This window comes from Amycolatopsis sp. NPDC059021 (assembly GCF_042739895.1).
Taxonomy (GTDB): domain Bacteria; phylum Actinomycetota; class Actinomycetes; order Mycobacteriales; family Pseudonocardiaceae; genus Amycolatopsis.
Map to the genome: position 1 here is coordinate 63821 of NZ_JBHYIQ010000004.1, position 25793 is coordinate 89613.

At 69.7% G+C, this 25793-nt stretch carries 28 protein-coding genes; 9 read left to right on the forward strand and 19 right to left on the reverse strand.

All coding sequences use genetic code 11. From position 1 onward, the window contains the following. Nucleotides 1–120 precede the first annotated feature (120 nt). On the reverse strand, nucleotides 121–885 hold the full coding sequence (locus tag ACFWX1_RS03075; protein WP_378383239.1) for a dioxygenase: 765 nt from the start codon (nucleotides 883–885) through the stop codon (nucleotides 121–123). A 115-nt stretch (nucleotides 886–1000) separates the two neighbouring features. Here ACFWX1_RS03075 and ACFWX1_RS03080 point away from each other — a divergent pair, with 115 nt between their 5' ends. The 5 genes from ACFWX1_RS03080 (at nucleotide 1001) to ACFWX1_RS03100 (ending at nucleotide 6112) form a co-directional block, all read left to right on the forward strand. Continuing rightward, the gene (locus tag ACFWX1_RS03080) at nucleotides 1001–1453 is read left to right on the forward strand and encodes a MarR family winged helix-turn-helix transcriptional regulator (protein WP_378383241.1); all 453 of its coding nucleotides are present in this window, start codon (nucleotides 1001–1003) and stop codon (nucleotides 1451–1453) included. Between the two features lie 137 nt (nucleotides 1454–1590). Then, a complete protein-coding gene (locus ACFWX1_RS03085; RefSeq protein WP_378383243.1) occupies nucleotides 1591–3864 on the forward strand; it encodes an ATP-binding protein in 2274 nt (757 codons plus the stop codon). 102 nt (nucleotides 3865–3966) lie between these two features. After that, nucleotides 3967–4470: an SRPBCC family protein gene (locus ACFWX1_RS03090; protein WP_378383245.1), complete on the forward strand. Its 504-nt coding sequence runs from the start codon at nucleotides 3967–3969 to the stop codon at nucleotides 4468–4470. Beyond that, a complete protein-coding gene (locus ACFWX1_RS03095; RefSeq protein WP_378383247.1) occupies nucleotides 4467–4862 on the forward strand; it encodes a YciI family protein in 396 nt (131 codons plus the stop codon). The genes ACFWX1_RS03090 and ACFWX1_RS03095 overlap by 4 nt, the downstream gene beginning before the upstream one ends. After that, a complete protein-coding gene (locus ACFWX1_RS03100; protein ID WP_378383248.1) occupies nucleotides 4859–6112 on the forward strand; it encodes an RNA polymerase sigma factor in 1254 nt (417 codons plus the stop codon). The genes ACFWX1_RS03095 and ACFWX1_RS03100 overlap by 4 nt, the downstream gene beginning before the upstream one ends. On the opposite strand, the gene ACFWX1_RS03105 is transcribed toward ACFWX1_RS03100, so the two are convergent. Further along, nucleotides 6093–6677, reverse strand: a complete 585-nt coding sequence (locus tag ACFWX1_RS03105; protein ID WP_378383250.1) for a TetR/AcrR family transcriptional regulator — start codon at nucleotides 6675–6677, stop codon at nucleotides 6093–6095. The two genes, ACFWX1_RS03100 and ACFWX1_RS03105, sit on opposite strands and share 20 nt — an antisense overlap. Nucleotides 6678–6809: 132 nt before the next feature. On the opposite strand from ACFWX1_RS03105, the gene ACFWX1_RS03110 reads away from it, so the two are divergent. Then, nucleotides 6810–7583: a class I SAM-dependent methyltransferase gene (locus tag ACFWX1_RS03110; protein WP_378383473.1), complete on the forward strand. Its 774-nt coding sequence runs from the start codon at nucleotides 6810–6812 to the stop codon at nucleotides 7581–7583. Between the two features lie 39 nt (nucleotides 7584–7622). On the opposite strand, the gene ACFWX1_RS03115 is transcribed toward ACFWX1_RS03110, so the two are convergent. Next, nucleotides 7623–8363 carry an SDR family oxidoreductase gene (locus ACFWX1_RS03115; RefSeq protein ID WP_378383252.1) on the reverse strand — a complete coding sequence of 247 codons (741 nt, stop codon included), beginning with the start codon at nucleotides 8361–8363 and terminating at the stop codon, nucleotides 7623–7625. 137 nt (nucleotides 8364–8500) lie between these two features. Between ACFWX1_RS03115 and ACFWX1_RS03120 the strand changes: the two genes are divergently transcribed. Next, on the forward strand, nucleotides 8501–9070 hold the full coding sequence (locus ACFWX1_RS03120) for a helix-turn-helix domain-containing protein (protein ID WP_378383254.1): 570 nt from the start codon (nucleotides 8501–8503) through the stop codon (nucleotides 9068–9070). 43 nt (nucleotides 9071–9113) lie between these two features. Here ACFWX1_RS03120 and dnaB read toward each other — a convergent pair whose 3' ends face one another. The 12 genes from dnaB to ACFWX1_RS03180 all read right to left on the reverse strand — a co-directional run bounded on the left by dnaB (nucleotide 9114) and on the right by ACFWX1_RS03180 (nucleotide 19044). Next, nucleotides 9114–10523: a replicative DNA helicase gene (gene dnaB / locus ACFWX1_RS03125; protein ID WP_378383475.1), complete on the reverse strand. Its 1410-nt coding sequence runs from the start codon at nucleotides 10521–10523 to the stop codon at nucleotides 9114–9116. Between the two features lie 496 nt (nucleotides 10524–11019). Beyond that, nucleotides 11020–11817: an ESX secretion-associated protein EspG gene (locus ACFWX1_RS03130; protein ID WP_378383256.1), complete on the reverse strand. Its 798-nt coding sequence runs from the start codon at nucleotides 11815–11817 to the stop codon at nucleotides 11020–11022. An 86-nt stretch (nucleotides 11818–11903) separates the two neighbouring features. After that, a complete protein-coding gene (locus ACFWX1_RS03135) occupies nucleotides 11904–13226 on the reverse strand; it encodes a PPE domain-containing protein (RefSeq protein ID WP_378383477.1) in 1323 nt (440 codons plus the stop codon). A gap of 9 nt (nucleotides 13227–13235) precedes the next feature. Next, on the reverse strand, nucleotides 13236–13832 hold the full coding sequence (locus ACFWX1_RS03140) for a DUF3558 domain-containing protein (protein WP_378383258.1): 597 nt from the start codon (nucleotides 13830–13832) through the stop codon (nucleotides 13236–13238). After that, complete coding sequence (locus tag ACFWX1_RS03145; RefSeq protein ID WP_378338624.1) at nucleotides 13829–14185, reverse strand: hypothetical protein; 357 nt, start codon at nucleotides 14183–14185, stop codon at nucleotides 13829–13831. Before ACFWX1_RS03145 ends, ACFWX1_RS03140 begins: the two co-directional genes overlap by 4 nt. A gap of 241 nt (nucleotides 14186–14426) precedes the next feature. Beyond that, nucleotides 14427–14885, reverse strand: a complete 459-nt coding sequence (rplI, locus tag ACFWX1_RS03150) for a 50S ribosomal protein L9 (RefSeq protein ID WP_378326579.1) — start codon at nucleotides 14883–14885, stop codon at nucleotides 14427–14429. 12 nt (nucleotides 14886–14897) lie between these two features. After that, nucleotides 14898–15146, reverse strand: coding sequence for a 30S ribosomal protein S18 (rpsR, locus tag ACFWX1_RS03155; protein WP_003098744.1), 249 nt, complete (start codon nucleotides 15144–15146; stop codon nucleotides 14898–14900). Between the two features lie 85 nt (nucleotides 15147–15231). After that, the gene (locus ACFWX1_RS03160) at nucleotides 15232–15735 is read right to left on the reverse strand and encodes a single-stranded DNA-binding protein (protein ID WP_378383260.1); all 504 of its coding nucleotides are present in this window, start codon (nucleotides 15733–15735) and stop codon (nucleotides 15232–15234) included. Nucleotides 15736–15755: 20 nt separating this feature from the next. Then, nucleotides 15756–16082 carry a 30S ribosomal protein S6 gene (gene rpsF / locus ACFWX1_RS03165; protein ID WP_200876551.1) on the reverse strand — a complete coding sequence of 109 codons (327 nt, stop codon included), beginning with the start codon at nucleotides 16080–16082 and terminating at the stop codon, nucleotides 15756–15758. Between the two features lie 112 nt (nucleotides 16083–16194). Further along, nucleotides 16195–17103 (reverse strand): hypothetical protein, encoded by a 909-nt coding sequence (locus tag ACFWX1_RS03170; protein WP_378383262.1) that lies wholly within the window; start codon nucleotides 17101–17103, stop codon nucleotides 16195–16197. An 85-nt stretch (nucleotides 17104–17188) separates the two neighbouring features. Continuing rightward, nucleotides 17189–18076 (reverse strand): hypothetical protein, encoded by an 888-nt coding sequence (locus tag ACFWX1_RS03175; protein WP_378383264.1) that lies wholly within the window; start codon nucleotides 18074–18076, stop codon nucleotides 17189–17191. A 131-nt stretch (nucleotides 18077–18207) separates the two neighbouring features. After that, on the reverse strand, nucleotides 18208–19044 hold the full coding sequence (locus tag ACFWX1_RS03180) for a hypothetical protein (protein WP_378383265.1): 837 nt from the start codon (nucleotides 19042–19044) through the stop codon (nucleotides 18208–18210). A gap of 115 nt (nucleotides 19045–19159) precedes the next feature. Between ACFWX1_RS03180 and ACFWX1_RS03185 the strand changes: the two genes are divergently transcribed. Next, nucleotides 19160–19936: a deoxyribonuclease IV gene (locus tag ACFWX1_RS03185; RefSeq protein ID WP_378383267.1), complete on the forward strand. Its 777-nt coding sequence runs from the start codon at nucleotides 19160–19162 to the stop codon at nucleotides 19934–19936. 106 nt (nucleotides 19937–20042) lie between these two features. Here the strand turns inward: ACFWX1_RS03185 and ACFWX1_RS03190 are convergent, their stop codons facing one another. Both ACFWX1_RS03190 and ACFWX1_RS03195 read right to left on the reverse strand, forming a co-directional pair. Beyond that, nucleotides 20043–21596: a glycosyltransferase family 87 protein gene (locus ACFWX1_RS03190; RefSeq protein WP_378383269.1), complete on the reverse strand. Its 1554-nt coding sequence runs from the start codon at nucleotides 21594–21596 to the stop codon at nucleotides 20043–20045. Nucleotides 21597–21632: 36 nt separating this feature from the next. Continuing rightward, nucleotides 21633–22694 carry an ROK family transcriptional regulator gene (locus ACFWX1_RS03195; RefSeq protein ID WP_378383271.1) on the reverse strand — a complete coding sequence of 354 codons (1062 nt, stop codon included), beginning with the start codon at nucleotides 22692–22694 and terminating at the stop codon, nucleotides 21633–21635. A 37-nt stretch (nucleotides 22695–22731) separates the two neighbouring features. On the opposite strand from ACFWX1_RS03195, the gene ACFWX1_RS03200 reads away from it, so the two are divergent. Further along, on the forward strand, nucleotides 22732–23799 hold the full coding sequence (locus ACFWX1_RS03200) for a Gfo/Idh/MocA family oxidoreductase (RefSeq protein WP_378383273.1): 1068 nt from the start codon (nucleotides 22732–22734) through the stop codon (nucleotides 23797–23799). A 49-nt stretch (nucleotides 23800–23848) separates the two neighbouring features. Here ACFWX1_RS03200 and ACFWX1_RS03205 read toward each other — a convergent pair whose 3' ends face one another. Both ACFWX1_RS03205 and ACFWX1_RS03210 read right to left on the reverse strand, forming a co-directional pair. Beyond that, nucleotides 23849–25015: a macrolide family glycosyltransferase gene (locus ACFWX1_RS03205; protein ID WP_378383275.1), complete on the reverse strand. Its 1167-nt coding sequence runs from the start codon at nucleotides 25013–25015 to the stop codon at nucleotides 23849–23851. Then, complete coding sequence (locus ACFWX1_RS03210; protein ID WP_378383277.1) at nucleotides 25012–25629, reverse strand: TetR/AcrR family transcriptional regulator; 618 nt, start codon at nucleotides 25627–25629, stop codon at nucleotides 25012–25014. The genes ACFWX1_RS03205 and ACFWX1_RS03210 overlap by 4 nt, the downstream gene beginning before the upstream one ends. Nucleotides 25630–25793 lie beyond the last annotated feature (164 nt).

The following is a 25793-nucleotide window of genomic DNA, read 5'->3' on the forward strand; positions in this document are numbered from 1 at the left end:
CCGCCCCATTCTGGGCCTCGCGCCCCCACACTCCCCCCCCCGCGGGTTCCCCCCCGCGGCCTCACCGCGTTTCGGGGGGGCCCCCGCCCCCCCCCCCCCCGGGCCCCCGCTTTCGTCGTATCAGGCGAACTGCAGTGAACGCTTCGCCAGGCCGTGCCAGAAGCCGTCGATGACGGTCCGGCCCCTGCCTTCGTCGGTGCTCGCGCCGAGCGATACGAACAGCGGGGCGAAGTGCTCGATCTTCGGGTGCGCGATCTCGGCGGCCGGGGCCTTGCGCTGGAAGTCCAGCAAGGCATCGACGTCGCCGTCGCGCAGCACCTCGGCACCCCACTGGTCGAATTCGCTCGACCACGCCGGCGGGGCGTCCTCGGTGCGGCTCATCGCGCTCAGGTTGTGGGTGAAGAAGCCGCTGCCGATGATCAGCACGCCCTCGTCGCGCAGGGGTGCGAGCTTGCGGCCGAGGTCGAACAGCTCCCGCGGGTCCAGCGACGGCATCGAAATCTGCAGGACCGGGATGTCCGCGTCCGGGTACATCTCCACCAGCGGCACATACGCGCCATGGTCGAGCCCGCGATCCGGCGCGTCGTGCACCGGCGTCTGGGCCGAGTGCAGCAGCCTACGCACCTTCGCGGCGAGCTCCGGCGCACCCGGCGATGCGTATTTCACCTGGTAGTAGCGGTCGGGAAAGCCCCAGAAGTCGTAGACGAGCGGCACCGTAGTGGTGGCGCCGATGGTCAGCGGGGCCTCCTCCCAGTGCGCGGACACGACCAGGATCGCGCGCGGCCGGGTCAGCTCGGCCGACCAGTTCGCGAGCTGGCGGGTCCAGGTGGCGTCGTCCGCGAGCGGCGGGGCGCCGTGGCTCAGGTACAGCACCGGTGTGGTCATCGCGACCTCCAGTATTTGAAAGTTCAACTACTAGGATACTCGACGTCCTGGTGGATGGCGATATTCCCTGAGGGCACGCTTTGGAGAAGATGGAGCGGTGGAAGGTGGCGCGAGGATGACGGACGCGGTGGCCGAGGTCGAGCGCGCGATGATCGCGATCCGGCGGAGCCAGCAGCGGCGTTCGCTGAGCGGGATCGCCCGCACGCGTGGCCGCGGCGCGCATGATCCGGTGATCGAACTCCTCGATGTCGTCGAGGAGTTCTCCGAGCGCGGCGAGTCCGGCACGGTGACCGCGCTCGGTACCGCCCTCGGCGTCGACCAGCCCCGCGCGAGCAGGCTGGTGGCTCGCGCGGTCGAACGCGGACTGCTGCGGCGGGAGGCCGATCAGCGGGACGGGCGCCGTACGGTCCTCGTCCTCACTGGGGACGGCCGGGCCGAGCTCGACGAGCTGCACCAGTTCCGGCGCGGGGTGTTCGCCGAGGTGATGGCCGACTGGTCCGAGGAGGATCGCGTCGTTTTCGGCCGTCTGCTCACGACGTTCGTGCGGCGTTTCGGCGAACTCGGCTGAGCGTTTCGGCCACTCTCCTTCGGTGCGAATTCGATTCGCGTTTTTCCCGGTTGAATTCTTCGAAAAGAATCCGGAAGAAACCTGCTGATTCGCATTACCATGACCGCGATGAACGCCGGAAAGATCCACCTCAGCCGATGAGCGACCGTGCCGCCGAGCCGACGAGCTATGTCGGCCGGGTCACCGAGCTGGCCGAGACGTCGCGACTGCTCGACCGGCATCGGCTGGTGACGCTGACCGGCTCGGGTGGCGTCGGGAAGACCCGGCTCGCGCTGCGTGTGCTGAACGAGGCACGGGCCCGGTTCGCCGACGGGGCCGTGCTGGTGGAACTGGCCCGGCTGCGCGATCCGGCTCTGGTGCCGACCGCCGTGGCGGACGCGCTGGGCCTGCGGGCGCTGTCCGGGCGCCCGGCGCCGGACCTGGTCGTCGATCACCTCCGGCGGCGCGTGCTGTTGCTGGTGCTGGACAACTGCGAGCACCTGCTGGACGCCTGTGCCGACCTCGTGTCCGCGGTGCTGGCCGCGTGTCCCGGGGTCGCGATCCTGACCACCAGCAGGCAGTCGCTCGGGGTCGAGGGCGAACGGATCCTCCCGGTCCCGCCGTTGATGCTGCCCGAAGCAGGGGACACCGCGTCGCTCGCGGAGCTGACGGCCTGCGAATCGGTCCGGCTGCTGGCCGACCGCGCGCGGGCGGTGTCGCCTTCGTTCGAAGTGACCGAGGAGAACCGCGCCGACGTCGTGGCGTTGACCCGGCGCCTGGACGGCCTTCCGCTGGCGATCGAACTCGCCGCCGCCCGGCTGCGCTCGCTGACTCCGGCGCAGATCGTCGAGCGGCTGGAGCGGCGGCTGCCGTTGCTGACCACCGGCGCCCGGGACGCGCCGCGGCGGCAGCAGACGTTGCGGGACACCATCGACTGGAGTCACGACCTGTGCACCGCGGCCGAGCGTCTGGTGTGGGCCCGCAGTTCGGTGTTCTCCGGCTCGTTCGAACTCGACGCGGCCGAGTACGTGTGCGCCGGGGACGGCGTCGAGGAGGCCGAGGTACTGGACCTGATCGACGGGCTGCTGGACAAATCGGTGCTGATCCGCGAGGACCACGGCAGCGGCGTGCGGTACCGGATGCTGGAGACGCTGCGCGAGTACGGGCACGAGCGGCTGGGCCAGGACGTGGAGCCGGTGGCCCGCCGCCATCGCGACTGGTACCGGGGCGTGACCGAGCGGTTCGGTGCGGAATGGCTCGGCACGGGGCAGCTCGCCTGGCTGGACCGGCTGCCGAGGGAACTCGCCAACATCTGGGTCGCGCTCGGGTTCTGCGTCGACACTCCTGGCGAAGCCGCGGTCGCGATCCGCATGCTCGACCACATCCGTCCCTATTGGACAGTGTTCGGATACATGAACGAGACGCGCCGGTTCGTCGAGCGCGCGCTCGACGTCCTCTCCCCCGGCGAACGCGAATACCGCGTCGGCGTGTGGATCGATGGGTTCCTCGCCGCGGTCCGCGGTGAAGCGGAGCCCGCGACCCGGCAGCTCACCGCGGCGAACGAGCTGGCCGCGCAGGCCGGGGACGACGCGCTGGCGGCCGAGGTCGCGTTCAGCGGCGGGGTCGGGCTCTTCCTCGCCGACTACTGCACGCCTGCCATTCCCCTGCTCGACGACGCGCTGAGCGCGTACCGCGCGCTGGGATTCTTCGAGGGTGAGCTGAACGCACTGTGCTTCGGTGGTTTCGCCCACGGCTTCGGCGGCGACGTCGACACCGCTATGACGTTGCTCGGCGAATGCGTCCAGCGCAGCGAGAACGCCGGGGAGATCTACTTCCGGAGCTGGGCGATGTGCGCGCTGGGCTACATCAACCTCGAAGTGGACGACCTCGCCGAAACGGAGCGCTTCGGCAAGCTCGCCCTGCGGTTCAGCGCGTCGACCGGGGCGTGGTTCGTCGCCGCGGCGACCACTCACCTGCTGGCCTGGACCGCCGCCCGCGAAGAACGGTTCGACCGCGCGGGCACGTTGTTCGGCGCGGCCGACGTGATCTGGGCGTCGATCGACCTCCAGGCCCGTTCGTTCCCGATCTGGGCCGCCCGGCTCGACCGGCACGAGTCGCTGACCAAACAGGCACTCGGCGACGCCGCGTTCGAGCGGAACTACGCCCGCGGCCGGACGATGCCCCTCGACGAGGTCGTCCGGTACGCGTTGGACGAGTCCCCGCCCGCGCCTGCCGGGGATCGGGGCGGGCTCACCCCGCGCGAGTACGAGGTCGCGGAACTCGTCGCGCGAGGGCACACCAACCGGCAGATCGCCGACGCCCTCACGATCGCGAAGCGGACGGCGGACGCCCACGTCGACCACATCCTGACCAAACTCGGCCTGGCCAACCGCGCGCAGATCGCCGTCTGGGTGGCCGCGCGGGGCGCCTGAAGATCCGGCCGGAAGTTTCTCGTCGAAGGACGTCGTGCCGCGCGGGCTCGCTCCGACCTCCGCTGCGAAGCGCCCACCGTGGGCGTGTCGAGGAGGTCAGAGATGGACATCGTGACGGGGGCGCGCACCGACGTCTCGCTGCTGGTGGATCTGCCGGTCGAACGGCTCTGGGAGCTGGTCACCGACGTGCCGAGGTACGGCGAGTGGAGCCCCGAGTGCGAACACACCGAGTGGCTGTACGGAGCGGGAAGGCCGCCTCAGGCGGGCAATCGCTTCGTCGGTCGCAACCGGTTCGGGGATGACTTCGTGGCTTCGGTGATCTGTGAGGTCACCGAGTCGACGCCTGCTGAGACCTTTGCCTGGGTGGTGCTGGACGAAGCGCTGAAGCCCGCGTCGATCTGGCGGTACGAACTCACCGCCGTCGATGCGGAGCAGGCCCGGCTCAGGCACGTCTTCGAACACGGGTCCGGCGAGACGATGATCAGGGTGATGGCCGAGCGAGACCCTGGCGTGGTGGACCGGCGGCTCGCGGAACTGAGGCGGAACATGACGAAGACGCTCGCGGCGATGCTCGACGGCGTGCGCTACCGGGAGGAAGCACGGTGAAGTACCTGATCATGATCTACAGCAACCCGAAGAGCTGGGGGCATCCCATCTTCCTGCGGGTTCCCGAGGCGCTGGCGATGTCCGGCGAGGAGCGGGACGCGATGAGCGGTCAGTTCGACGAGCTGCTGCGGGAGATCGTCGAGTCCGGTGAACTCGTCGGCGGGGAGGCGCTGGCCGATCCGTCGCAGGTCAAGACGGTCCGGGTGCGAGACGGCGTCCCGGCGACCACGGACGGGCCGTACCTCGAGGCCAAGGAACACCTCGCGGGGTACTTCGTCGTCGACTGCGAGAGCCCGGAACGGGCCGCCGAGATCGCGTCGCGCTTCCCGGACGCGCGGTTCGCCGCCGTGGAGGTCCGCCCGATCATGGCCTCCTCCGGCCAGGAGATGTGACGAACGCCGAGGTCGAGGACCTGCTGCGCCGCTCGGCGCCGCGGGTCCTCGCCGCGCTCCTGCGGCGGTACCGGAATTTCGAGACCGCCGAGGACGCGGTCCAGGAAGCCCTGCTCGCCGCCGCGACGCAGTGGCCGGCCGACGGCGTCCCCGATCAGCCGCTGAACTGGCTGATCACCGTCGCCTCGCGCCGGATGACGGACCTGCTGCGGACCGAGATCGCCGGCAGGCAACGTGAGGACCGCGTCGCCGCGCGGGTCCCGGCGGACGCGTTCGTCGCCCCGCCCGCGGACGCCGTGGAGTCCAAAGAGGACGACACGCTGACGTTGCTCCTGCTGTGCTGCCATCCCAGCCTGACCCCGCCGTCGCAGATCGCGCTCACGCTGCGCGCGGTCGGCGGCCTGACCACGGCGGAGATCGCCCACGCTTTCCTGGTCCCCGAAGCGACCATGGCCCAGCGCATCACCCGCGCCAAACAACGCGTCAAGGCGGCCGGTGCCCGGTTCGACCCGCCGCCCGAGGCCGAGCGCGCGGAACGACTGCGCAGCGTTCTGCACGTTCTCTACCTGATCTTCAACGAGGGCTACACCGCGTCCTCCGGCCCCGACCTGCAGCGCACCGAGCTGACCAGGGAGGCGATCCGGCTCACTCGCACCGTGCGGGCGTTGCTGCCCGAGGACGGCGAAGTCGCCGGGCTGCTCGCGCTCCTGCTCCTCACCGACGCGCGCCGCGCGGCACGCACCGGCCCGGACGGCAGCCTCGTCCCGCTCGCCGAACAGGATCGCGAAAACTGGGACCGGGGCTGCCTCGACGAAGGCATCGCGCTGATCACCCGCACGCTGGCCGACGCCAGGATCGGCCCGTATCAGCTCCAGGCGGCCATCGCCGCCGTGCACGCGGAGGCGGCGCGTGCCGAGGACACCGACTGGACGCAGATCGTCGGGCTCTACCAGCTGCTCGAACGGCTCGATCCCAATCCGATGGTCACCCTGAACCACGCCATCGCGGTCGCCATGGTGCGTGGCCCGCGAGCCGGGCTCGCGCTCCTCGAACCACTCGACGCCGACGACCGGATGTCGCGGCACCACCGGCTGCACGCTGTCCGGGCCCACCTGCTGGAGCGGGCGGGCGATCGCGAGGCCGCCGAGGCGGGGTACCGGATGGCGGTGCGGCTGACCACTAGTCTCCCCGAGCAGCGCTACCTCCAGAGCCGCGCGGACGGGCTGGCGCTCATACGACGCCGGCGATAGCCGACGTCACCACCTTGTGGACGGCCTCGGCTTCCGGCGGAACACCGGTCCGGTCGGCGAACAGCAGATGGCCGGACCCGAGCAGCATCGGCGCGAGCGTGTCGACGTCGGCGTCCGCCGCGATGCGGCCGAGTTCGCGCTCCGCGGTGAGGTAGGCGACGAGCATGGCCGCGGCCTCGGTCAGGAGCGGGATCCCGGCCGGCCGGCCCCTGCGCAGCCGGGCACGCAGCTCGTCCCGGAAGGTGATGAGGCTGATGATCGCCACGGCGACCGAGGAGAACAGGGACGTCAGCGCGTCGGTGAGATTGTCGGCGACGGTGCGCGTTCCGGCGGCCGCGAGCAGGTCGGCGGCCTGGGCCTCGAGCCGGGCGATGCGGTCGAGGACGAGCTTGGCGAGAAAGTCGTCGAAGTCGGCGAAGTGCCGGTGCAGGACGCCCTTGGCGCAACCCGCCTCGGTGGTGACCGCGCGGCTGGTCAGCGCGTTCGGCCCGTCCCGGACCAGGATGCGTTCGGCGGCGTCGAACAGCTGCTTACGCGCGTCGCGGATGTGGATCCCGGTCGGCACCTCACGTCTCTCCTTACGCTCACGGCGAACTGCCGTTGCTAGTGGGCAAGTGCCCACTAGAGTGGGCGCATGCCCACACTACCGCAGGAACAAGCAGGTCCCGCCGGGCGCGAGCCGTATCGGGCGCGCCGGATCGCGGAGTCGTTCGGCGTGGACGCCGAACGCTACGACCGGGCCCGGCCCCCTTATCCCGACGCGCTGGTGGAGCGGATCATCGCCACCAGCCCCGGCCGCGTCGTCCTGGACGTCGGCTGCGGCACCGGCATCGAAGCGCAACAGTTCGCCGCGGCGGGCTGCACGGTGCTCGGCGTCGATCCCGACGCGCGGATGGCCGAGTTCGCGCGCCGCGGCGGGATCGAGGTCGAGGTGGCGAAGTTCGAGGACTGGGAGCCGGCAGGCCGGATGTTCGACGCCGTCGTCGCCGGGCAGGCGTGGCACTGGGTGGACCCGGTTGCGGGCGCGGCCAAGGCGGCGCGGGTGCTCCGGCCCGGCGGCAGGCTGGCGGTGTTCGGGCATGTGTACGACCCGCCGCCCGAGGTGCTGGCGGCCTACGCCGAAGCCTGCCGTCGCGTGGCCCCCGAGTCGCCGATGAATCCCCCGGCCTCGGGCAGCGACCAGCCTGCCCGGACCGCGCTGGAGGTTTACCAGACGATGTTCGCCACTGCCGCCGACGGATTTCGCAAGGCGGGCGGGTTCGGCGAACCCGAGCAGTGGCGATTCGACTGGGAGCGGCCGTACACCCGCGCCGAGTGGCTGGACCTGTTGCCCACCACCGGCGGCCTCACCTGGCTAGCGCCGGAGAAACAGGCGGAGGTGCTCGCCGAAGTCGGCGCCGCGATCGACGCACTCGGGGGCGGCTTCACGATGCAGTACGCCACCTTGGCGGCCACCGCGGTGCGAAGCTGACCTGCAGGGCCATCGAATCGCGTGACCGGGGGTTGCGGGTCAGAGCTGAGTGCCCCCGCCGTCCACGGCGAGTTCGGCACCGGTGGTGTAGGTGGCGTCGAACGCGAGGAACAGCGCCGCCTTGGTGACTTCGGCCGGCGTTCCCAAACGCAGCATGGGGATCTGCGCGGTGAACGCCTTCACCCGTTCCGCGGCATCCTGGGACATCGGCTTCGCCAGGATGCCGGTGTCGATCGGGCCGGGGCTCACCGCGTTGACGCGGATCTTCCGAGTGAGCAGTTCCCGGGCCAAACTGCGGGTCATCGAGCGCAGTGCTGCCTTGCTGGCCGCGTATGCGCTGTGCATCGGCAAGCCGATCACGTTGACGACCGAGGTGGTGAGCACCACGCCGCTGCCCTCCGTCAGCAGCGGAGCGAGTTTCTGCACCGTGAAGTACGGGCCTTTGGCGTTGACGGTCAGCAGGTGGTCGAACAGTTCCTCGCTCGTCGCCTCGAACGGGGCGGAAACGCTGACACCGGCATTGGCGAACAGGGCGTCGACCGTGCCGAACTCGACCCGCACCCGGTCGGCCAGCGCGTCGATGTCGGACAACGAGGCCGCGTCGCTGCGGACCGCGATCGCGTTCTTGCCGAGCTGATCGCGGGCGGCATCCAGCTTGTCCTGATTGCGTCCGGTGATCAGTACCCGCGCTCCCTCGTCCACGAGCGATCTCGCGGTGGCCAGACCCAGACCACTGCTGCCTCCCGTAATCACGATCTTCTTGTCCTCGTACCTGCCCATATCGGACATCTCCTGTTCGTGGAATCGGTGTGCTGGCCCGCGTTCCGGCCGGCCATCTCGACTGCGAAGGACCGTGACGGGACTTGGTCCCATCACCGTACACCTCGTGACGGGACCATGTCCCGTACCCTGGTGCCATGGCTCGCTGGCAACCCCACGCATCCGAGCGGCTCGTCGTCGCTGCCCTTGAACTGTTCGAGGAGCGGGGCTACGAGAACACGACGGTGATCGAGATCGCGGAGCGTGCCGGGCTCACGAAGAGCACCTTCTTCCGTCATTTCCCGGACAAGCGGGAGGTGCTCTTCGGCGGGGGCACGATGACGGGACTGGTCGCCGCCGGGATCGACGCGGCGCCGGCCGCGGCAGGCCCGCTCGAAGCGGTGGCTCATGCCCTGGACGTGATCGGGAAGGAAGCCTTCACACCCGATCGTCGCGAGTTCGGCGCCCGGAGGTCGGCGGTGATCGACGCCAACCCGGAATTGCGGGAGCGCGAGGCGTTGAAGGGACTCAGCCTCACCGCGTCGATGATCGACGCTCTCAAGCGCCGAGGAGTCCCCGAACTGACCTCACGCGTGGCCGCGGAGCTGGGCGCGCTCGCCTGGAAGATCGCCTACGACCGCTGGAGCGACACGGCCACCAGCGACGACTTCGGTGAACTCGCGCGGCAAGCACTCAGCGAAGTGCGAGCAGCCAGCACCTTGTGCTGACGGCAGACAAGCCGACCGTGACCGACGGAGGCGCTGTGCCGGCTCAGTCGTGGGCGAGGTCGGCGAAGCGGCTGTAGTGCAGCTGGTGCGCGACGGTGATGGTCGCCGTCGGACCGGCACGGTGCTTCGCGATGATCAGGTCGGCCTCGCCGGCGCGCGGGTCGTCCCGCTCCCAGGCGTCGGGGCGGTTGACCAGGATGACGAGGTCGGCGTCCTGCTCCAGCGAACCGGACTCACGCAGGTCGGACAGGATCGGGCGCTTGTCCGTCCGCTGCTCCGGACCACGGTTCAGCTGGCTGATCGCGATCACCGGGACCTCGATCTCCTTGGCCAGCAGCTTCATCTGCCGCGAGAACTCCGAGACCTCCTGCTGCCGCGACTCGACGCGCTTGCCCGACGTCATCAGCTGCAGGTAGTCGAGGACGACGAGCTTCAGGTCGTGCCGCTGCTTCAGCCGCCGGGCCTTCGCGCGGATCTCCATCATCGTCATGTTGGGCGAGTCGTCGACGAACAGCGGCGCCTCGGAGACCTCGCTCATCCGCCGGGCCAGCCGCGTCCAGTCGTCGTCGGACATCTTGCCACCGCGCATGTCGGCGAGGCGGATGCGCGCCTCCGCCGAGAGCATGCGCATGACGATCTCGGTACGGCTCATTTCCAGCGAGAAGATGACGCTGGTCATGCCGTGCTTGATCGACGCCGATCGCGCGAAGTCCAGGCCGAGTGTCGACTTACCGACACCGGGCCGGGCCGCGACGATGATCATCTGACCGGGGTGCAGGCCGTTGGTCAGCTCGTCGAAGTCGGCGAAGCCGGTCGGAATGCCCTGCGCCTGCCCGCCGCGCGACGCGATCGCGTCGATCTCGTCCATCGTCGGCTGGAGCAGGTCTTCCAGCGCGACGTAGTCCTCGCTGGTACGCCGCTCGGTGACGTCGTAGATCGCGGCCTGCGCGCGGTCGACGACCTCGTCGATGTTCGCCCCGTCCGCGGCCGCGGCCCCGTAGCCGTACTGCACGATCCGGGTGCCCGCCTCGACAAGGCGGCGCAGCACCGCCTTCTCCGCGACGATCTCGGCGTAGTACCCGGCGTTGGCCGCCGTCGGCACCATCGCGATCAGCGTGTGCAGGTACGGCGCGCCGCCGACCCTGCCCAGTTCGCCGCGGCGCTCCAGCTCGGCCGAGATGGTGATCGGGTCGGCGGGCTCGCCGCGGCCGTAGAGGTCGAGGATGCAGTCGTAGATGGCCTGGTGCGCGGGCCGGTAGAAGTCGTCGGGGCCGAGCGCCTCGATGACGTCCGCGACCGCGTCCTTGGACAGCAGCATGCCGCCGAGCACGGATTGTTCGGCCGCGATGTCCTGCGGCGGCTGGCGGTCGAACTCGCCAGGCCGGGGGCCGGGATCGGCCGGCCCCGGGTCCGAATCCGCGTACATCGGACCGCGGTCGTCGGTCAGCGCCACCGCTGCGGACACCTCCTCATCGCTCGAACAGTAGTTCGATTATGCCGGATCTTCCCCTGCTTTCCCAGCCGGCCACGGTGCCTGTCCAGATCATGTCCCCCCGGCGGGTTCCCGCGGCGCAGAAACGCCGCGAACACCGCTGGAGACCACCGTGCGTGCCGACCCGGCGGGCAACCGTAGAACCCCCGGAAGGAGCAACGCAATTTCGGTTGGGGACCGTCCTGTGGACAACTTGGGGATGGATGGGGGCAATCAGTCACAGGTAGCCGTGAGCCTGTGGGCAACTTGGGGACAAAGTTGGGGCAACTCGGCAAAGTCGCAGGTCAGACCCTGTGGGAAAGCTGTGGAGAACTTCACGAAAACTCGTACGGCGTGTCGCGAAAAGTCCGTTGGTCGGCGTGTCGCGGGGACCGGGAGCCCCTGTGGACACCGTCACCTGTGGATGAATACTACGGAGCGTAGAGCGATGACCCGGTGGGCTGAACGGAGGTGGTACTCAGCCCGCGCCGAGCCTGCTCTGTGCGCTGCGTAACCGCTCGCCGAGAACCTGCTGGTCGGCCGGGGTGAAGGCGATGCGGGGCTCGCCACGCCCCGGTACCTCTTCGGTCAGCCAGCGGCCTTCCGAGGTATCGATGTAGTTCACCGGGCGTTCGATCCGCTGCCTGCTCCCACTGCGGTTCCGCACCGCGACGTACAGGCTTCCACTCCCCATTCGGCGTAACGCGAGAATGCGGCGAAGCTCTTCGGCCTCCTGTCCGGCCGCGCTCGGCCGGTCGCTGCGCAGCACCGCGTACCCGTCGTCCTGGGCGCTCACGGAGCCGCCCGAAGAGTCCAGTTCGCTCTTCGGCACCGCCATCGCGCGGCCCCGGCCGGGGGCGAGCTTGGGGATCTGCCCGAGGAAACCCTCCAGCGCCTCGCCGGGGTGCAGCGAGGCGAGCACGACCTGGTCGTATTCGCCGTGCTTGGCCAGCACGAACCCTTCGCCGCCGGCGCTGCCCGCGAGCAGCGAGTAGCTCAGCGACTTGCCGTCGTAGCCCCCGTCGATCCAGCCGTAGTACTCCAGCTGCGGCCGCGCCACCGCCTCCAGCGTCGCGACGAACCCGGGATGCATCCCGCGTGGCCCGAAGAGCCCCTGCTCGGCGAGTTCGGCGTTGGTGCGCTCGTCCTCGCCGCGCTGGGCTTCGTCGCTGTACCAGGTCGGCACCTCGGCGAGGATCAGATGCGGCTCGCCACCGCGGCGGCGGATCAGGTTGATCAGGGTGCCGGTCGTGATCGTGACCTGCTTGTCCAGCACCGGTGGTTCCCCCTAGTACGTGTCTGCGGGCATCCGGCCACGGCCGGGCGCGCTCATCTTGGCACGCGCCCGGCAAGCCGGGTGCTTCACTCGCCGATGACGGGCGGCGCGGTCAGCTCGTCGGTACCGAAGATCTCGTTGGGGTCGTCCCCGAGCAGGAACTTCGAGCTGCGCTCCTCGTCCTCGCCGCCCTTGCCCTTGGCGCCGTGGCCCATACCGCCCATGCCCCCCATTCCGGTGGCACCCCGGCCCGCGCCTGCCGCGCCCGCGGCACCCGCTCCGGCCGCCCCGCCACCGGCCCCGGCGCCCGCCGCGCCGCTGCCGGGGATCGCGGCCCCGCTCGCGCTGCCGCCGGGACCGAAGCCGACGCCGCCCGGCCCGAAACCGGAATCCGACCCGCCGGGGCCGAAGCCACCGCCGGGGATGTCGACCCCGCCGGTGCCGCCGGGCCCGAACCCGCCGCCGCCCCCGCCGAAGTTGCTCCCGGGGATCTTGGGCGGGGTGAAGCCGGACGCGCCGGTGTGGTCGTCCCAGCTCGGCACCTTCGGCGGCTGGTAGTCCCCACCGGGGATGTTCGGCTTGTAGCCGGGGATGTCCGGCCGCTGGTAGTCGCTGCCCGGGATCTTCGGCATGTCACCCGGTTTGAAGCCGCCGCCGGGGATGTTCGGCGTGCCGCCGGGCGGAACCCCGATACCGCCGGGAGGCATGCCACCGGGCGGCACGCTGCCGCCAGGGGGCACGTTGATGCCGCCGGGCGGGTTCTTGCCGTCGTCGCCCGGTTTCTTCTTGCCGTCGTCCTTGCCGGGATCGACCTTGACATTGCGCTGCTGGCCCTCCAGCGCGCTGTACGTCGGCATCTTCTGGCCGTTGGTGTTGCTCGCCTTGAAGTACTCGTTGAACGCGTCGACGTTCGCCTGGCCGTTGCGGTTGTAGTCGCGGATGGCCCGGTCGGTGTCGGTGGTCCACGGCGTGATCGAGTTCAGCAGGTTGTTCTTCGGCGGATCCTTCGGCACCTGGACCACCTTGGCCCTCACCGTGGTGAACGCCGTGTGCTGCTCGCCGAGGTACTTGTCGCTGTCGGTCAGCTTCTTGCCGGAGTCGTCCATCCACGTACGCAGCGGATGCGCGCCCGCCTGCTGGGCGGCCTCGGATCCCTGGCCCGTCCATGCGGCGTCCATCTCCTTGGCCAGCTGGTCGATCGTGGTCAGGCGGTCCTGGTAGGACCCCTTGAGCCGGTTGGCCGCGCCCTGGCCGTCTTCGATCGACTTCGGGCCGGGGCCGGTGTAGATCTTCTCCCAGATGTCGTAACAGTTGATCTTGCGATCGCCCTGCGCCGACTCGTAGTTGTTCGAGTGCGTGGTCGCCATGTTGTACGCCGAGAACCCGGCGACGATCGGGATCAGGAACAACACCATGGCTCAGCCTTCCTTCAACGTCTGGACGATCGCTTCGCCGACCTTCGCCACCACCGGGCAGGGCGTCTTCGCGTCCGCGCCGTTGTCGAGCTGGGCGAGGATGTTCACCGACAGCTGGTCGGTGACCCCGACGAACAGCCCGCATTTGCCCTTGCCGCGGTGGTCCAGCGCCGCCGCGTAGACCGCCGGGTAGCCGGCGATCTGCGTCGGCTCGAAGTACTCGTCGTTCGCCTTCGTGTCGTAGACGTCGCTCAGCCCGTTCTTGTTGGCCGTCACGGTCGACACGTCGATCTGGTTGCCGTGGTCGTCGGCGTAGGTGAACGTGCAGGACGGTCCGGCGGAGCCGGTGCGCGGGGTCCCCGGGGACAGCTTCAGCTGGCTCACCTTCGCCGACGACAGCGTGGCGCAGGCGTTGCTCTGGATCGACGACACGTTCAGCGGCGCCGGGACCTTCGGGGCGGAACCGCCGCCGGATCCGCCGGTGTTGGAATCCGTCGCTGACGCGGGAGCGGGCGAAGCGGTGCCGCCGGTGGTACCCGAACAGCCCGCGACGGTGAGCGCAGCCGCGGCGACGACGAACAGCAAAGGACGACGACTCATTGCTTGCCCGCCTTCGAGATGTCCGCCTGGGTGTCGGCTTCCTTGGTGGTGATCTTCTTCTTCGCGTCGAGCAGGGCGTCGATGTAGTTCTTGACGTACTCCTGCATCTTCTCGTTCTGCTCGAGGAACGCCTTGCCGGACGGGTTCGCCAGCTTCTCCCAGTCGCCGCTCGCGAACTCCTTGCCGGGCGCCTTGACGTTCGCCATCAGGTTCGCGTCGGCGGCGTCGTTCTTGAGCTGGGTTCGCAGGTCCTCCCACTTCTTGATGACGCCGTCGATCTTGTCCTTGTCGAAGGAGAATCCGCCTCCGCCGCCACCGGTGGCCGGAGTCGCCGAGGTCTTCGGCGCGTCCATGCTGATCTTTTCCTGGCGCCGCTGCTCGGCGTTGCTGTCGTACCCGTCAGGCATCGTTCGCTACATCCCCTTTGCGTCCCCATGCGCAATATCGAGTCTGATCAGTGCAGTAAACCGCAGTCAAGCCGAGCTGTCCTCACTCGGACGTGTCCGTACGGCGCCGGGTTCCCGAAACGCGTGAAGGCGGGACGCTCCCGCTGGGGAAGCGTCCCGCCTTCACGGCAAGGTGCGGGTTTCGGCCTTACTTGGCGGCCTTGACCTCGAGCCGCACGTCGACCTTCACCTGCGGGTGCAGCCGGGCCGTGGCGGAGTGCTTGCCCACGGTCTTGATGTGCTCACGCAGTTCGATGACGCGCTTGTCCAGCAGCGGACCGCCGGCGGCCTTGATCGCGTCGATGATGTCGGTCGTGGTGACCGAGCCGAAGAGCTTCTTGGAGCCCTCGGCCGCCTTGGCCGACAGCTGGATGGCGCCGAGGCCCTCCAGCGTCGCCTTGATCTCCTTGGCGTGGTCGAGGTCGCGGATGCGACGGCTCTCCTGCGCCCGCTTGATGGTCCGCACGTTCTTCTCGGCGCCCTTGGTGGCCACGATCGCGTAGCCACGCGGGAGCAGGTAGTTACGGGCGTACCCGTCCTTGACCTCGACGATGTCGCCGGGGCCGCCGAGGTTCGCCACGTCGGTGGTGAGAATGATCTTCGCCATGACTCAGCTCCCTCAGCGCGCGGTCGACGTGTAGGGCAGCAGCGCCATCTCGCGCGAGTTCTTCACCGCGATGGCGATGTCCCGCTGGTGCTGGCTGCAGTTGCCGGTGACCCGGCGGGCACGGATCTTGCCGCGGTCGGAGATGTACTTCCGCAGCAGGTTCGTGTCCTTGTAGTCGATCAGTTCCGGACGGCCCTTCTTCTCGGCCTTGCAGAACACGCAGACCTTCTTCTTGGGCTTACGAATGGGTGGCTTGGCCACTGTGTACTCCTGGAAATTTCACGTTTGGTTGCGTATCTCGCTTCAGGCGCTCGCCGGGGCCGTCCGGCCCGCGATGCGGCACCGATCAGAAGGGCGGCTCGTCGGAGAAGCCGCCGCCACCGCTGCTGGCGGGCGGGGCCGAGCCCCACGGGTCGTCGGCGGGCGCGCCGCCACCGCCGCCACCGGAGGGGGCGCCGCCGAAGCCGCCGCCACCACCGCCGCCGCGGCTGACCTTGTTCACCTTGGCCGTGGCGTACCGCAGGGAGGGGCCGATCTCGTCGACCTCGAGCTCCACGACGGTGCGCTTCTCGCCTTCCTTGGTCTCGAAGGACCGCTGCTTGAGCCTGCCCTGCACGACCACCCGCGCGCCGCGGGTCAGCGACTCGGCGACGTTCTCCGCCGCCTGGCGCCAGATGTTGCAGCGCAGGAACAGCGCCTCGCCGTCCTTCCACTCGCCGGTCTGCCGGTCGAGCGTGCGGGGCGTGGACGCGACCGTGAAGTTCGCGACCGCCGCGCCGGACGGGGTGAAGCGGAGCTCCGGGTCGGACGTGAGGTTGCCGATCACCGTGATGACGGTGTCTCCAGCCATCGGGGGTTGTTCCCTTCGGCTCAGGCCTTGGCGGCGGCGGGCTTGGCCGCGGCGCGCTTGACCTCGCGGCGCATGACCTTGGTCCGCAGGACGGTTTCCTGCAGCGAGAGCTGGCGGTCGAGCTCCTTGACGGCGTCGGCCGAGGAGTTCAGGTCCAGCAGGGCGTAGATGCCCTCGGCGTGCTTCTTGATCTCGTACGAGAGGCGACGGCGGCCCCAGACGTCGACCTTCTCCACGCTGCCGCCCGAAGTGCGGATCACGTTGAGGAAGTTGTCCAGGGTGGGAGCCACCGTACGCTCGTCGAGCGTGGGGTCCAGGATGACCATTACCTCGTAATGGCGTGACACAACCACTCACCTCCTATGGGCTCGCGGCCATGGACGTTCCATGGCAGGAGGGTATGTCGGGGTAGAGCGTACCTACGGGTACCGACAGTTCCGCGCGCAGGGTGCGCGGGGCTCAGCTCGTGCGGCGCAGCACCCAGGTCCGGACCAGCCCGGCGGTGACGCCGGCCAGCACGATCACCGCGAGCAGCATCGGCAACTGGACGTTGTTGGCCGTGTTCGACGAAGCGAGCGATTCGGCGTTGCCCGCGTTGCGGATGTCGGCGCCCTGACCGCTGCTGCCGTCCTGGCCCTGGCCGAACTGCGGTGCCGAGCCGTCACCCGGCAGCGTCCCGTTCGACGGGTAGCGCACGCCCGGCGCGACCGCGACGCCCGGCGTCGCGGTGGGGATACCGCTGTAGTCGCGCTGCGGCGCGGTGCCGGTCTGGCCGCCGGGGAGCAGGTTCGACAGGTTCGAGCCGCCGTTCGGCGCGGTGCTGGTGCCGCCCCGGCCGGGCTGCGATCCCTGCGAGGGGTCGGACCGCGGCGTGCTCGGCGCCACGTAGTTCGTGGCCAGCGTCGTCAGCTTGCAGCTGTTCGAGACGCCTTCCCTGATGTACTGCAGTGTCTTCGCCTTGGTGCCGAGCGCGCTCTCGCCAAGGCCCCACTCGTTCTGCAGCGCGTCGAGGACGGGCCCGGCCATGTCGCTACCGGCGATCGAGCCGCCAGCGGACTGCGGGACCGAGCCGACGGTCAGCACCTTGCCGCTGATCGCCCTGGCCAGTCCGTCCGGGTCGACACCGTTGAGGTGCAGGAAGATCTCGTTGCGCTTCGCCGCCGTCCGCACGACGTCGGCGAAACCGGCGCCCTTCACCGCGACCGAGTCGCCCATGCCGCCGTTGACCGAACCGGCGCAGGAATCCGCGAGCGTGGTCGCCGCGGACGCGGTGCCGGAGGAGAGGAACACGCCGCCGGTCACGAACGCGGCGAGTGCGGTGGCGGTCAGTGCTTTGCGGGTCGTCTGCCAGGTGGGGAGTTTCCGCACGAGCGCTGTCCTCCGGGGTCCGTGGGCGTCGTCGATGGCAACAGGGTCAACGAGTGATTCCCTGGAAAGATACTCGGCGGTCGGGCTAATGAGTAGCGGCCATTCGGCGGAGCACCCAGGTGCGCACCAGGCCCGCGCTGACTCCGGAGAGTGCCAGGACCGCGATGAGCACGGGTAATCCTGCGCCATTCGTGAAGCCGCCACCGGAGTTCGGCAGCGCCACGGCCTGTCCCGCGTTCTGGACTTCGGCCGAGCCGCCGTTCTGTTGTTGTTCCGGCAGGCCGTACTGCGGGGCGTAGCCGGGGATCTGGCTGCCGTAGCGGAGGCCGGGTGCCGGGGAGAACAGCCCGGCCATCGCGGCCGGGATATCGCTGTAGTCCCGCATCGGCGCGTAACCGGTGGAGAACGCGAACGGCAGCCCGCCGAAACTCGGTGAGTACGCGCCGGACAGAACGGGGCTGTTCGCGTCCGGGATGGGCATCGCCCCTTGCTGCGGGCCACCCTGCGCGGGCGCGCCGGGGCTGCCGGGGCCGCCCTGCTGCGGCGGCGGTGAGCCGGGCGCGGGCTTCTCGGGCGCGGGCTTGCCGCCGCCGGCGAGTGCCTGGCTCGCGCCGTTCGTGACCCCGGAAACGCCCTGGTTGATCGCGCTCGCCGCGGGCGCGCCGACCACCGGGACCGGCGAGACCACGGTGTTCACCACCGTCACGGTCACCCTGCAGACGGTGCCGAGGACGGCGTTGATCGTGCCGGTCAGCACGCCCGAGACCTGGCCGACGACGCCCAGGTTGAGCGGGATGCCGAGCAGCGGAGTGGTGCCGAAGATCGTGTCGCCCGGCTTCGCGGTGACCGAGCTGCCACACGGGACGGTCTGGGTTTCGGCGGCCGCCGTGCCGGGCATCGCCAGCGCGGCCGAACCAGCGAGAACGAAGGCGGACGCGCCTACCGCGGTTGCCCTCCGTACACGACTCTGCATGGCCGGTCCCTTTCCCCGCCGTCGGTTCTCACCCAGGACAACGACGGTAACGAAGACGAGTGACGCCCGCTTCCCCGAAGCTTTCGCGCATTCGAGTGGAAACGGGCGTCACAGGCGGTGATCGAAAGGGGCTACGCGGGTTTACGGCGGATCCACGCCCGGACCAGCGCGGCCGCGACGACGGCCAGGGCGAGCACGGCGAGCAACATCGGCAGCTTCGCCGGCGGCATCGCGGTCGGCAGCGCCTGCGCGGTGCCCGGTTTCTGGTCGACAGTCGGCACATGGGCGTCCGGGACCTGCCCGGGGACGACCTGGGTGATCACCGGCGCCTGGCTGAAGTTCGCGGGCAGCACGAGCCCGGCGCCGAGGCCGGCGATCGAGTCGCCGATGCCGCCGGGACCACCGGCACCGCCGGGGCCGACCACGACCGGGTCGAGGTGGTTGCCGGGGTTCGATCCCGGATTGCCAGGGCCGGGCGGCACCGGGGGCGCCGGTGGCTTCGGGCTGGGCGGCTGCGGGCCAGGTGGTTGGGGGCCGGGCGGCGTCGGGCCGGGCGGCTGGGTCACTCCGCGCAGGAGGCCCTGTGTCGTGTCCCCGACGGTGTTGACCAGTCCCTGTCCGGCCGGGCACACGCCCTTGGCGGCCAGGTCGCCGACGGCCGGGACCTCGCCGACGCGCAACGCCTTGACGGTGTCGCCGACCGGGAGCGTCAGCAAGGGGTTCTTGCCGTCCTTGGCCTTCGACGTCGAGTCCAGCCCCACGGTGAGCGCGCCCGGCGCGGCGAGCGGCGCTCCGGCGTCCAGCGTGAGCCCGGATCCCTGCTTGCCGTTCTGCAGCGTGGCCGCGCAGTCGCCCCCGAGCGTCGGATCCGGTTTATCCGCCGCGGACGCCTGGCCAGGGAAGGCGAGCGCGCCCGCCATGGCCGTGGCGAATCCCAGTACGGTGATCCGGCGCGCGTTCTTCCCCATAGAGTCGCCTCCGGCCCTTCAGCCAACGTGGATCACGGAACGCGCTCACGGTACTCCACGAGCGTCACCAACTGGGGCTGAAGGGGCAAGGTTCAGCCGGAGTAGCGTGCTGCGCATGCAGATTGGCGCCCATGTCCGTGACGACGATCCGCTGGCCGCGGTCGCCGAACGCGAAGCCGACGTCGTCCAGTTCTTCCTTTCCGACCCGCAGGGCTGGAAGGCTCCGAAGCCGCATCCGCTCGGCGAGGAGATCAAGGCTCACCCGGTCGAGGTGTTCATCCACGCGCCGTACCTCATCAACGTCGCCTCGCTGAACAACAAGATCCGCATCCCCTCGCGCAAGAACGTCACGCAGCACGCGAACGGCGCGGCCGCGATCGGCGCGAAGGGGCTGATCGTGCACGGCGGCCACGTCCGTGACGGCGAGGACGTCGAAGAGGGCCTGGTGAACTGGCGCAAGCTGTTCGAACGCGAGGCCGAAAAGGGCGGGTTCGCGGTGCCGATCCTGATCGAGAACACCGCGGGCGGCGACAACGCGATGACCCGCGACCTCGACACGATCGCGCGGCTGTGGGACAAGGTCGGCGAGTTCGGCGCGGGGTTCTGCTTCGACACCTGCCACGCGTACGCCGCTGGCTGGGACCTCGCCGAAGCCGTCGAGAAGATCAAGGCCATCACCGGCCGGATCGACCTCGTGCACCTCAACAACTCCCGCGACGAGTTCGGCTCCACCCGCGACCGGCACGCCAATGTCGTCGGCGGCGACGGCACGATCGACCCCGACGTGCTGGTCGCCGTGGCCAGGGACGCGGGCGCGCCGGTGGTGGTCGAGACCCCGGGCGACGGCCAGGCCGCCGACATCGCCTACCTGCGCAAGGCCCTCACCGCCTGAGCGAATCCGAGCACGGAGCCACACCGAGGGACGCCCTGGGTGCGTTCGATGCGACGAGGGCGTCCCTCGGTGCGGCCAACGCACTGAAGGCGTCCCTCGGTGCGGCTCAACCCGTGGGAACGGCCTGGGCCCGGTGTGCGCCGCCGGACCTGAAACGGTCCCGGGCGCCGTCGAGCACGCCGCCGGCGGGGTCGTCGTCCCCGGCCAGCCGCACCAGATCCCGCGAAGGCCGGTAGATCTCCCGCAGCACCAGCACACACAGCCCGGCGACGGCGAGGTCCCGCACGATCACCGTGCCGAGGAACCAGCTTTCCGGCAGGCCCTTGTGGTCGACGCCGAGGTAGTAGAACATCCGCGGCGCCCACACCAGCGCGTCGAGCACCATCCAGCCGAGCAGCAGCCGCCAGCGCGGGATCGCCAGCACGGCCAGCGGCACGAGCCACAGTGAATACTGCGGGCTCCACACCTTGTTCGTCAGCAGGAACGCGGCCACCACGAGGAACGCGAGCTGGCCGACGCGCGGGCGCCGCGGCGCGGTGAGCGCCACGTAGGCGAGCCCGGCACAACAGGCGAGGAACAGGACCGCGACGACGGCGTTGAGCCAGACCGGATTCTGTCCTTTTTGGAGGATGCCGTCGAAGCCGGCCCAGCCGGTGAAGTACCCGATGACGTTGTAGATCGAGTCCGGGTCCATCGGCCGCAGGGTATTGAGCCGGAAGAACTCCTCCCAGCCACGGGTCGCGAACAGCAGGAACGGCACGTTGATCACCAGCCAGGTCGCGACCGTGACCCCGGCCGCGCGGCTCCATTCGCGGAGTCTGCCCGCGCGCAGGCACAGCACGAACAACACACCGAGCAGGAACAACGGATACAGCTTCGCGGCCGCGCCGATGCCGAGCAGCAGCCCGGTCAGCCACGGTCGCTTGCGTGACCAGGCCAGCAGGCCGGCCGCGGTGAACGCGGTCGCGATGGCGTCGAAGTTGGTGAACGCGTGCACCAGCACGAGCGGGGAGATCGCCACCAGCGCGGCGTCCCACGGCCGTCGTCTCGCGACGCGCCCGGTCGCCCACACCGTCACCAGCCAGGCGAGCGCGAGCCAGAACGCGACGAGGTTGAAGTACACCGCCACCGGCAGCGCGCCGGGGAGCCAGCCCGCGTTGGCCACCGAGAGCCAGCCGTCGGCCAGTCGCGCGTTGGCCCACTGGAACAGTCCGGTGACGACCGGATACTCCATGTACCGCGTGCCGTTCTCCGCGGTTTGGGTGTTTTCCGACCACGACGACGTGTAGGGGAACGCGTCCGGATCGTTGAGGTGCTCGGACGAATAGAGCGGGACGACGTCGGAGTAGCACATCGCGACGAACGGGCGGCCCGAACGCCAGTCGAGCTGGGTGGTGCCCGCGCCGTCGGTGTACTGCTGGATGCACGAGGCCTTGCCGAACCAGCACAGCACCAGCGCGAGCACGGCCAGCAGCAGCCCGACCCGCTGCGGCGACCAGAACCAGTGCCTGCCGACGGCCGCGTGGTCCCCGAGCGGCCCGCCCAGCGGTCTCGTCACCGCGGCGACCATCGGATCGGTCCGGCTCGGGATCACCCGATCCCGGAAGGAGAGCGTGGCCGGAGCCGCTTCGGGCTCTGGGGCGGTGGTCTGCTCGGACACGTCGCGGATGGTACCGGTCGGTAAGTCACAGCCATGTCATCTTGGGTCCACGAAGAACTTCGACAGCACTTCCGCGGCGGCGCCGAGTGACACGATTTCCTCGCCGAGGCCGTCCACTTCGACCTCGATGCGCTGCCATCGCGGCAGCGGCAACAGCTCCCCCAGCCGGGCGAGGACGGCGTCGCGGTAGACCTCCGGCGCGGCCCGCACCGCGCGTCCCGCCAGCACGATCCGTTCGAGGTCGAGGACCTGGACCAGATCGGCGAGCCCGACGCCGAGCAGGCCCGCCGCGGTCTCGGTGTCCGGCGCGGTGTTGTGGAGGACTTCGACGCAGCCACGGCGTCCGCAGCCGCAGCGCGGCCCGTCGAAGGCCAGCGTGGTGTGCCCGAACTCGCCCGCGTTCGTGCGTGGTCCGCGATAGAGCCTGCCGTCGATGAGCAGCCCGACGCCGATGCCGGTGCCCACCAGCACCACCGCCGTCGCCGTGTTGTCCCCGTGCGGCCAGTTCCGCGCGAACGCGGCGGTGTTGGTGTTCTTGTCCAGCGTCACCGGCAGCCCGGTCCGCTCGGCGAGGAGATCGCGCAACGGGATGTCGTGCCAGCCGGGCATGTTGGTCGCGTCGCGCACGACTCCGGCGTCGTGGTCGAGCGGACCGACAGCGCCGATCCCGAGGCCGAGTACGCCGTCGACCCCTGCGGTGAGTTCCCGGGTCGCGTCGGCGATCGCGGTGACGGCTTGTTCGGGGGTGAAACCCCGGGGTAGCGGCCTGCCGATCGACGCCTCGACCGCGCCGGTCAGATCCGCGCGCAGGACGTGGAACTCGTCGCGGTCGAGCCGGGCGCCGAGCGCGTGCCGGGCGTGCGCACGGATCCGCAGGAGCGTGCGGGGTTTGCCGACTCCGCTCGCGGGCTGGCGTTCCTCGTCGAGCAGTCCGCCGCCGACCAGCTCGGGGACGATCTTCGACACCGCCTGCTGGGTCAGTCCGGTGCGCTCGGCGAGCTCGACGCGGCTCAGCCCACCCGCGCGCAGGATGTGCGTGAGCAGCAGTGCGCGGTTGTGCTGGCGCAGCCCGCGCAGGTTGACCCCGGTATCCACCACGCTGGCCAATTTAGCAACACTGTTGTTTAATTGGGGCATGGCTGATTTGCGCGTCGGGATCCTCGGCTACGGCATCGGCGGTCGCGTGTTCCACGCTCCGCTCGTCGCGGCGACATCGGGGCTGACCCCCGCGCTGATCGTCACCGGAAATCCGGAACGCGCCGCGCAGGCGCGGGCCGACCATCCCGGAGCCGACGTCGTCCCGGACGCGGACGCGTTGTTTTCGCGCGTCGACGAGCTGGACCTGGTCGTGGTCAGCACGCCGAACCGCACCCACGTCCCGCTCGCGTTGCGGGCGATCGAGGCCGGGAAACCCGTGGTGGTGGACAAGCCGTTCGCGCCCACCGCGGCCGAGGCCGAACGGGTTGTCGCCGCGGCGAAGGTGTCGGGCGTCGGGCTCACGGTGTTCCAGAACCGCCGCTTCGACTCCGACTTCCTCACCGTGCGTGGGGTGCTCGATTCCGGGCGGCTCGGCGACGTCTTCCGCTTCGAGTCCCGCTACGACCGGTGGGTGCCGAAGCCCAAGGACAACTGGCGCGAGTTCGGCGATCCGGCCGAGGCGGGCGGGCTGCTCTACGACCTCGGCGCGCACATCGTCGACCAGGCCCTGCAGCTGTTCGGCCCGGTCGCCGAGGTCTACGCCGAGGTCGACCGCCGACGCGCCGGGGTCCAGGTCGACGACGACGTCTTCGTCGCGCTGCACCACGTCAACGGCGTCCGCTCGCACCTGTGGTCTTCGGCGCTGGCCGGAACCCGAAACCCGCGGTTCCGGGTACTCGGCGACAAGGCGACGTTCACCAAATACGGCCTCGACGTCCAAGAGCCGCAGATCAAGGCGGGCCTGCGCCCGGGTGGTGACGGCTGGGGTGTCGAGCCCGAAGCCGACGCGGGCACCCTCGGCGTGAACGACGACGTCGAGATCGTGCCCACCGAGGTCGGCCGCTACGAGGACTTCTACGCGCAGGTACGAGACGCCGTTCGTGACGGCGCCCCGTACCCGGTCGACGCGGCCGAGGCCGTCGAAGCGTTGCGTGTCATCGAAGCCGCGCACCTCGCCGGAAAGGAACGTCGCGTCGTGCGGCTGAAGGGGACTTTCGTCTCATGACATGAGCTGAAGGGGACTTTCAGCTCATGCGATGCGAGGAACGTCCCCTTCAGCACAGCCCTTCGAGGACGTCGGCCGCGGCCGGGGCGCCTCCGGCGGCGGCGATTTCTCCTTGCATGGTCTTCAGGTTCGCGGCGATCTCGGCGTTGTCCACAATGGACAAAACGGCGTCGCGAAGGCTGTGCACCGTCACGTCGGCGGGCGGAAGGTGTTTGCCGAGGCCGAGTTCGGCGATCCGGTCGGCGTTCGCGCGCTGCTCGCCGACCTGGGGCACCGCCACCATCGGCACGCCGAAACTCAGCGACTCCATGGTCGAACCCATTCCGGCGTGCGTGACGAACGCCTTCGCGTGCCGCAGCACGCTCAGCTGTGGCACGGATTTGTGCAGTTCGACATGCTCGGGCACTTCGCCGAGCGACGCGTGGTCGACCTGCTCGCCGGTCACGAGTACCACGTGCAAGCGGGTCTCGGCGAACGCCTTCAGACAGGTCCGGTAGAACTCGGGCTCGTTGTTGTACGCGGTGCCGAACGACACGAGCAGCACGTCGCGACCGGACGCGGGCGGCTCCCAGTTGCCCTGGAACGCGCGCTCGCCCAGTGCGGGGCCGACGAAGTGGTGTTCGGTGAACGTGTCCCCGGCGAACTGGAACGCACGCGGCAGGAACACCAGGTTCGCGGCGGCACCGGTCCCGTTGATCATGTCCGCCCCGTCGAGACCGTCGCGGGCGGCCAGGCGGGCCGCCTGCTCGATCGTGTGCAGGATCAGTGGGTCGTGCAGGTCGACCTCGATGTAGTTCGTCATCGCCCAGTGCTCGTTGCTCACCAGGTGCGGCCAGCTCAGCACCCGCGGCACATCCCATCGCGCCGCGAGCAACTGTCCCCACCAGGAGATCGGCGCGTCGGTCACGACGAGATCCGGTCGTACGTCGCCGAACCCTTCGGCGACCTGTGTCAGCACCGCCCGTGTCTCCTCCAGGTTCCCCGCCATCACCTTCGGCAGTTCCCCGCGGTCGAGCTTCGGTGGCTCGGTGAACATCTTCGCGAACGTCGACTCGTAGCCGATCAGCTCGGCGCCGGTTTCGGCGATGCGGTCGGCGAAGAACGCCGGTGCGGCATACGTGACGCGATGGCCGCGCGCGACGAGTTCCGAGGCGACGGCGAGCGTCGGATTGACGTGTCCGGCACCGGTCGGCACGCAGAATGCGAAATGACTCATGTTTTCCCCCTGGTCGCGTGGATGAACAGCGAAACGAGTTCGCGGGTGTAGGCGGGCAGGTCGAGATCGGGGTCCATCGCCCAGTGGTCGAGGACGCCGTCGACCGCGGCCCGGATGGTCACAGCCATCACGGTGGGATCGAACCGGCGGAATTCCCCGGTGCGCTGCCCCTCGGTGAGGATCTCCTCGATCGAGCGGTCCCGGGCTCCGCCGGGTTCGTTGACGAAGCGCTGGTTGCCGTCGGCGTCACGCATGTTCGGGAAGATCTGCCGCAGCGCGAGCAACTGGGCACGGTGCAGCCGCATGTACTCGATGCCGGACTCGAGATACGCGGTCAGCTTCTCGGTCGCCGTGGTCGCCGCCGCCATCGCGGGCTCGACGAACCCGACGACATCGGCGAGTACATCGAGCAGGATCTGTTCCAGCAGCTCGTCCTTGCCGCTGAAGTGGTAGGAGATCACCCCCTTGCTCGTCCCCGCGCGTGCGGCGATCTTCGCCAGCGACGCCGCGGCGAACCCCTGTTCGGCGATCACCTCGATCGCGCAGTCCACGAACTGACGCCGTCTGGCCAGCTCGGTGAAAGTTGGACCGCTCGACTTGGAATCTGACCGCATGGCCAGAAGATAGCACGATCGGTCAAAACAGTGAAGGGGGGGGGGGGGGTGGGGGGGAAGGACAAAAAACCCCCCCCACGCCCCCAACACGAAGGATTTTTGTTTTGTTGTTTGTTTTATATAAGAGACAACAAACAAAAAAAACACCAACACACCAGCCCCGC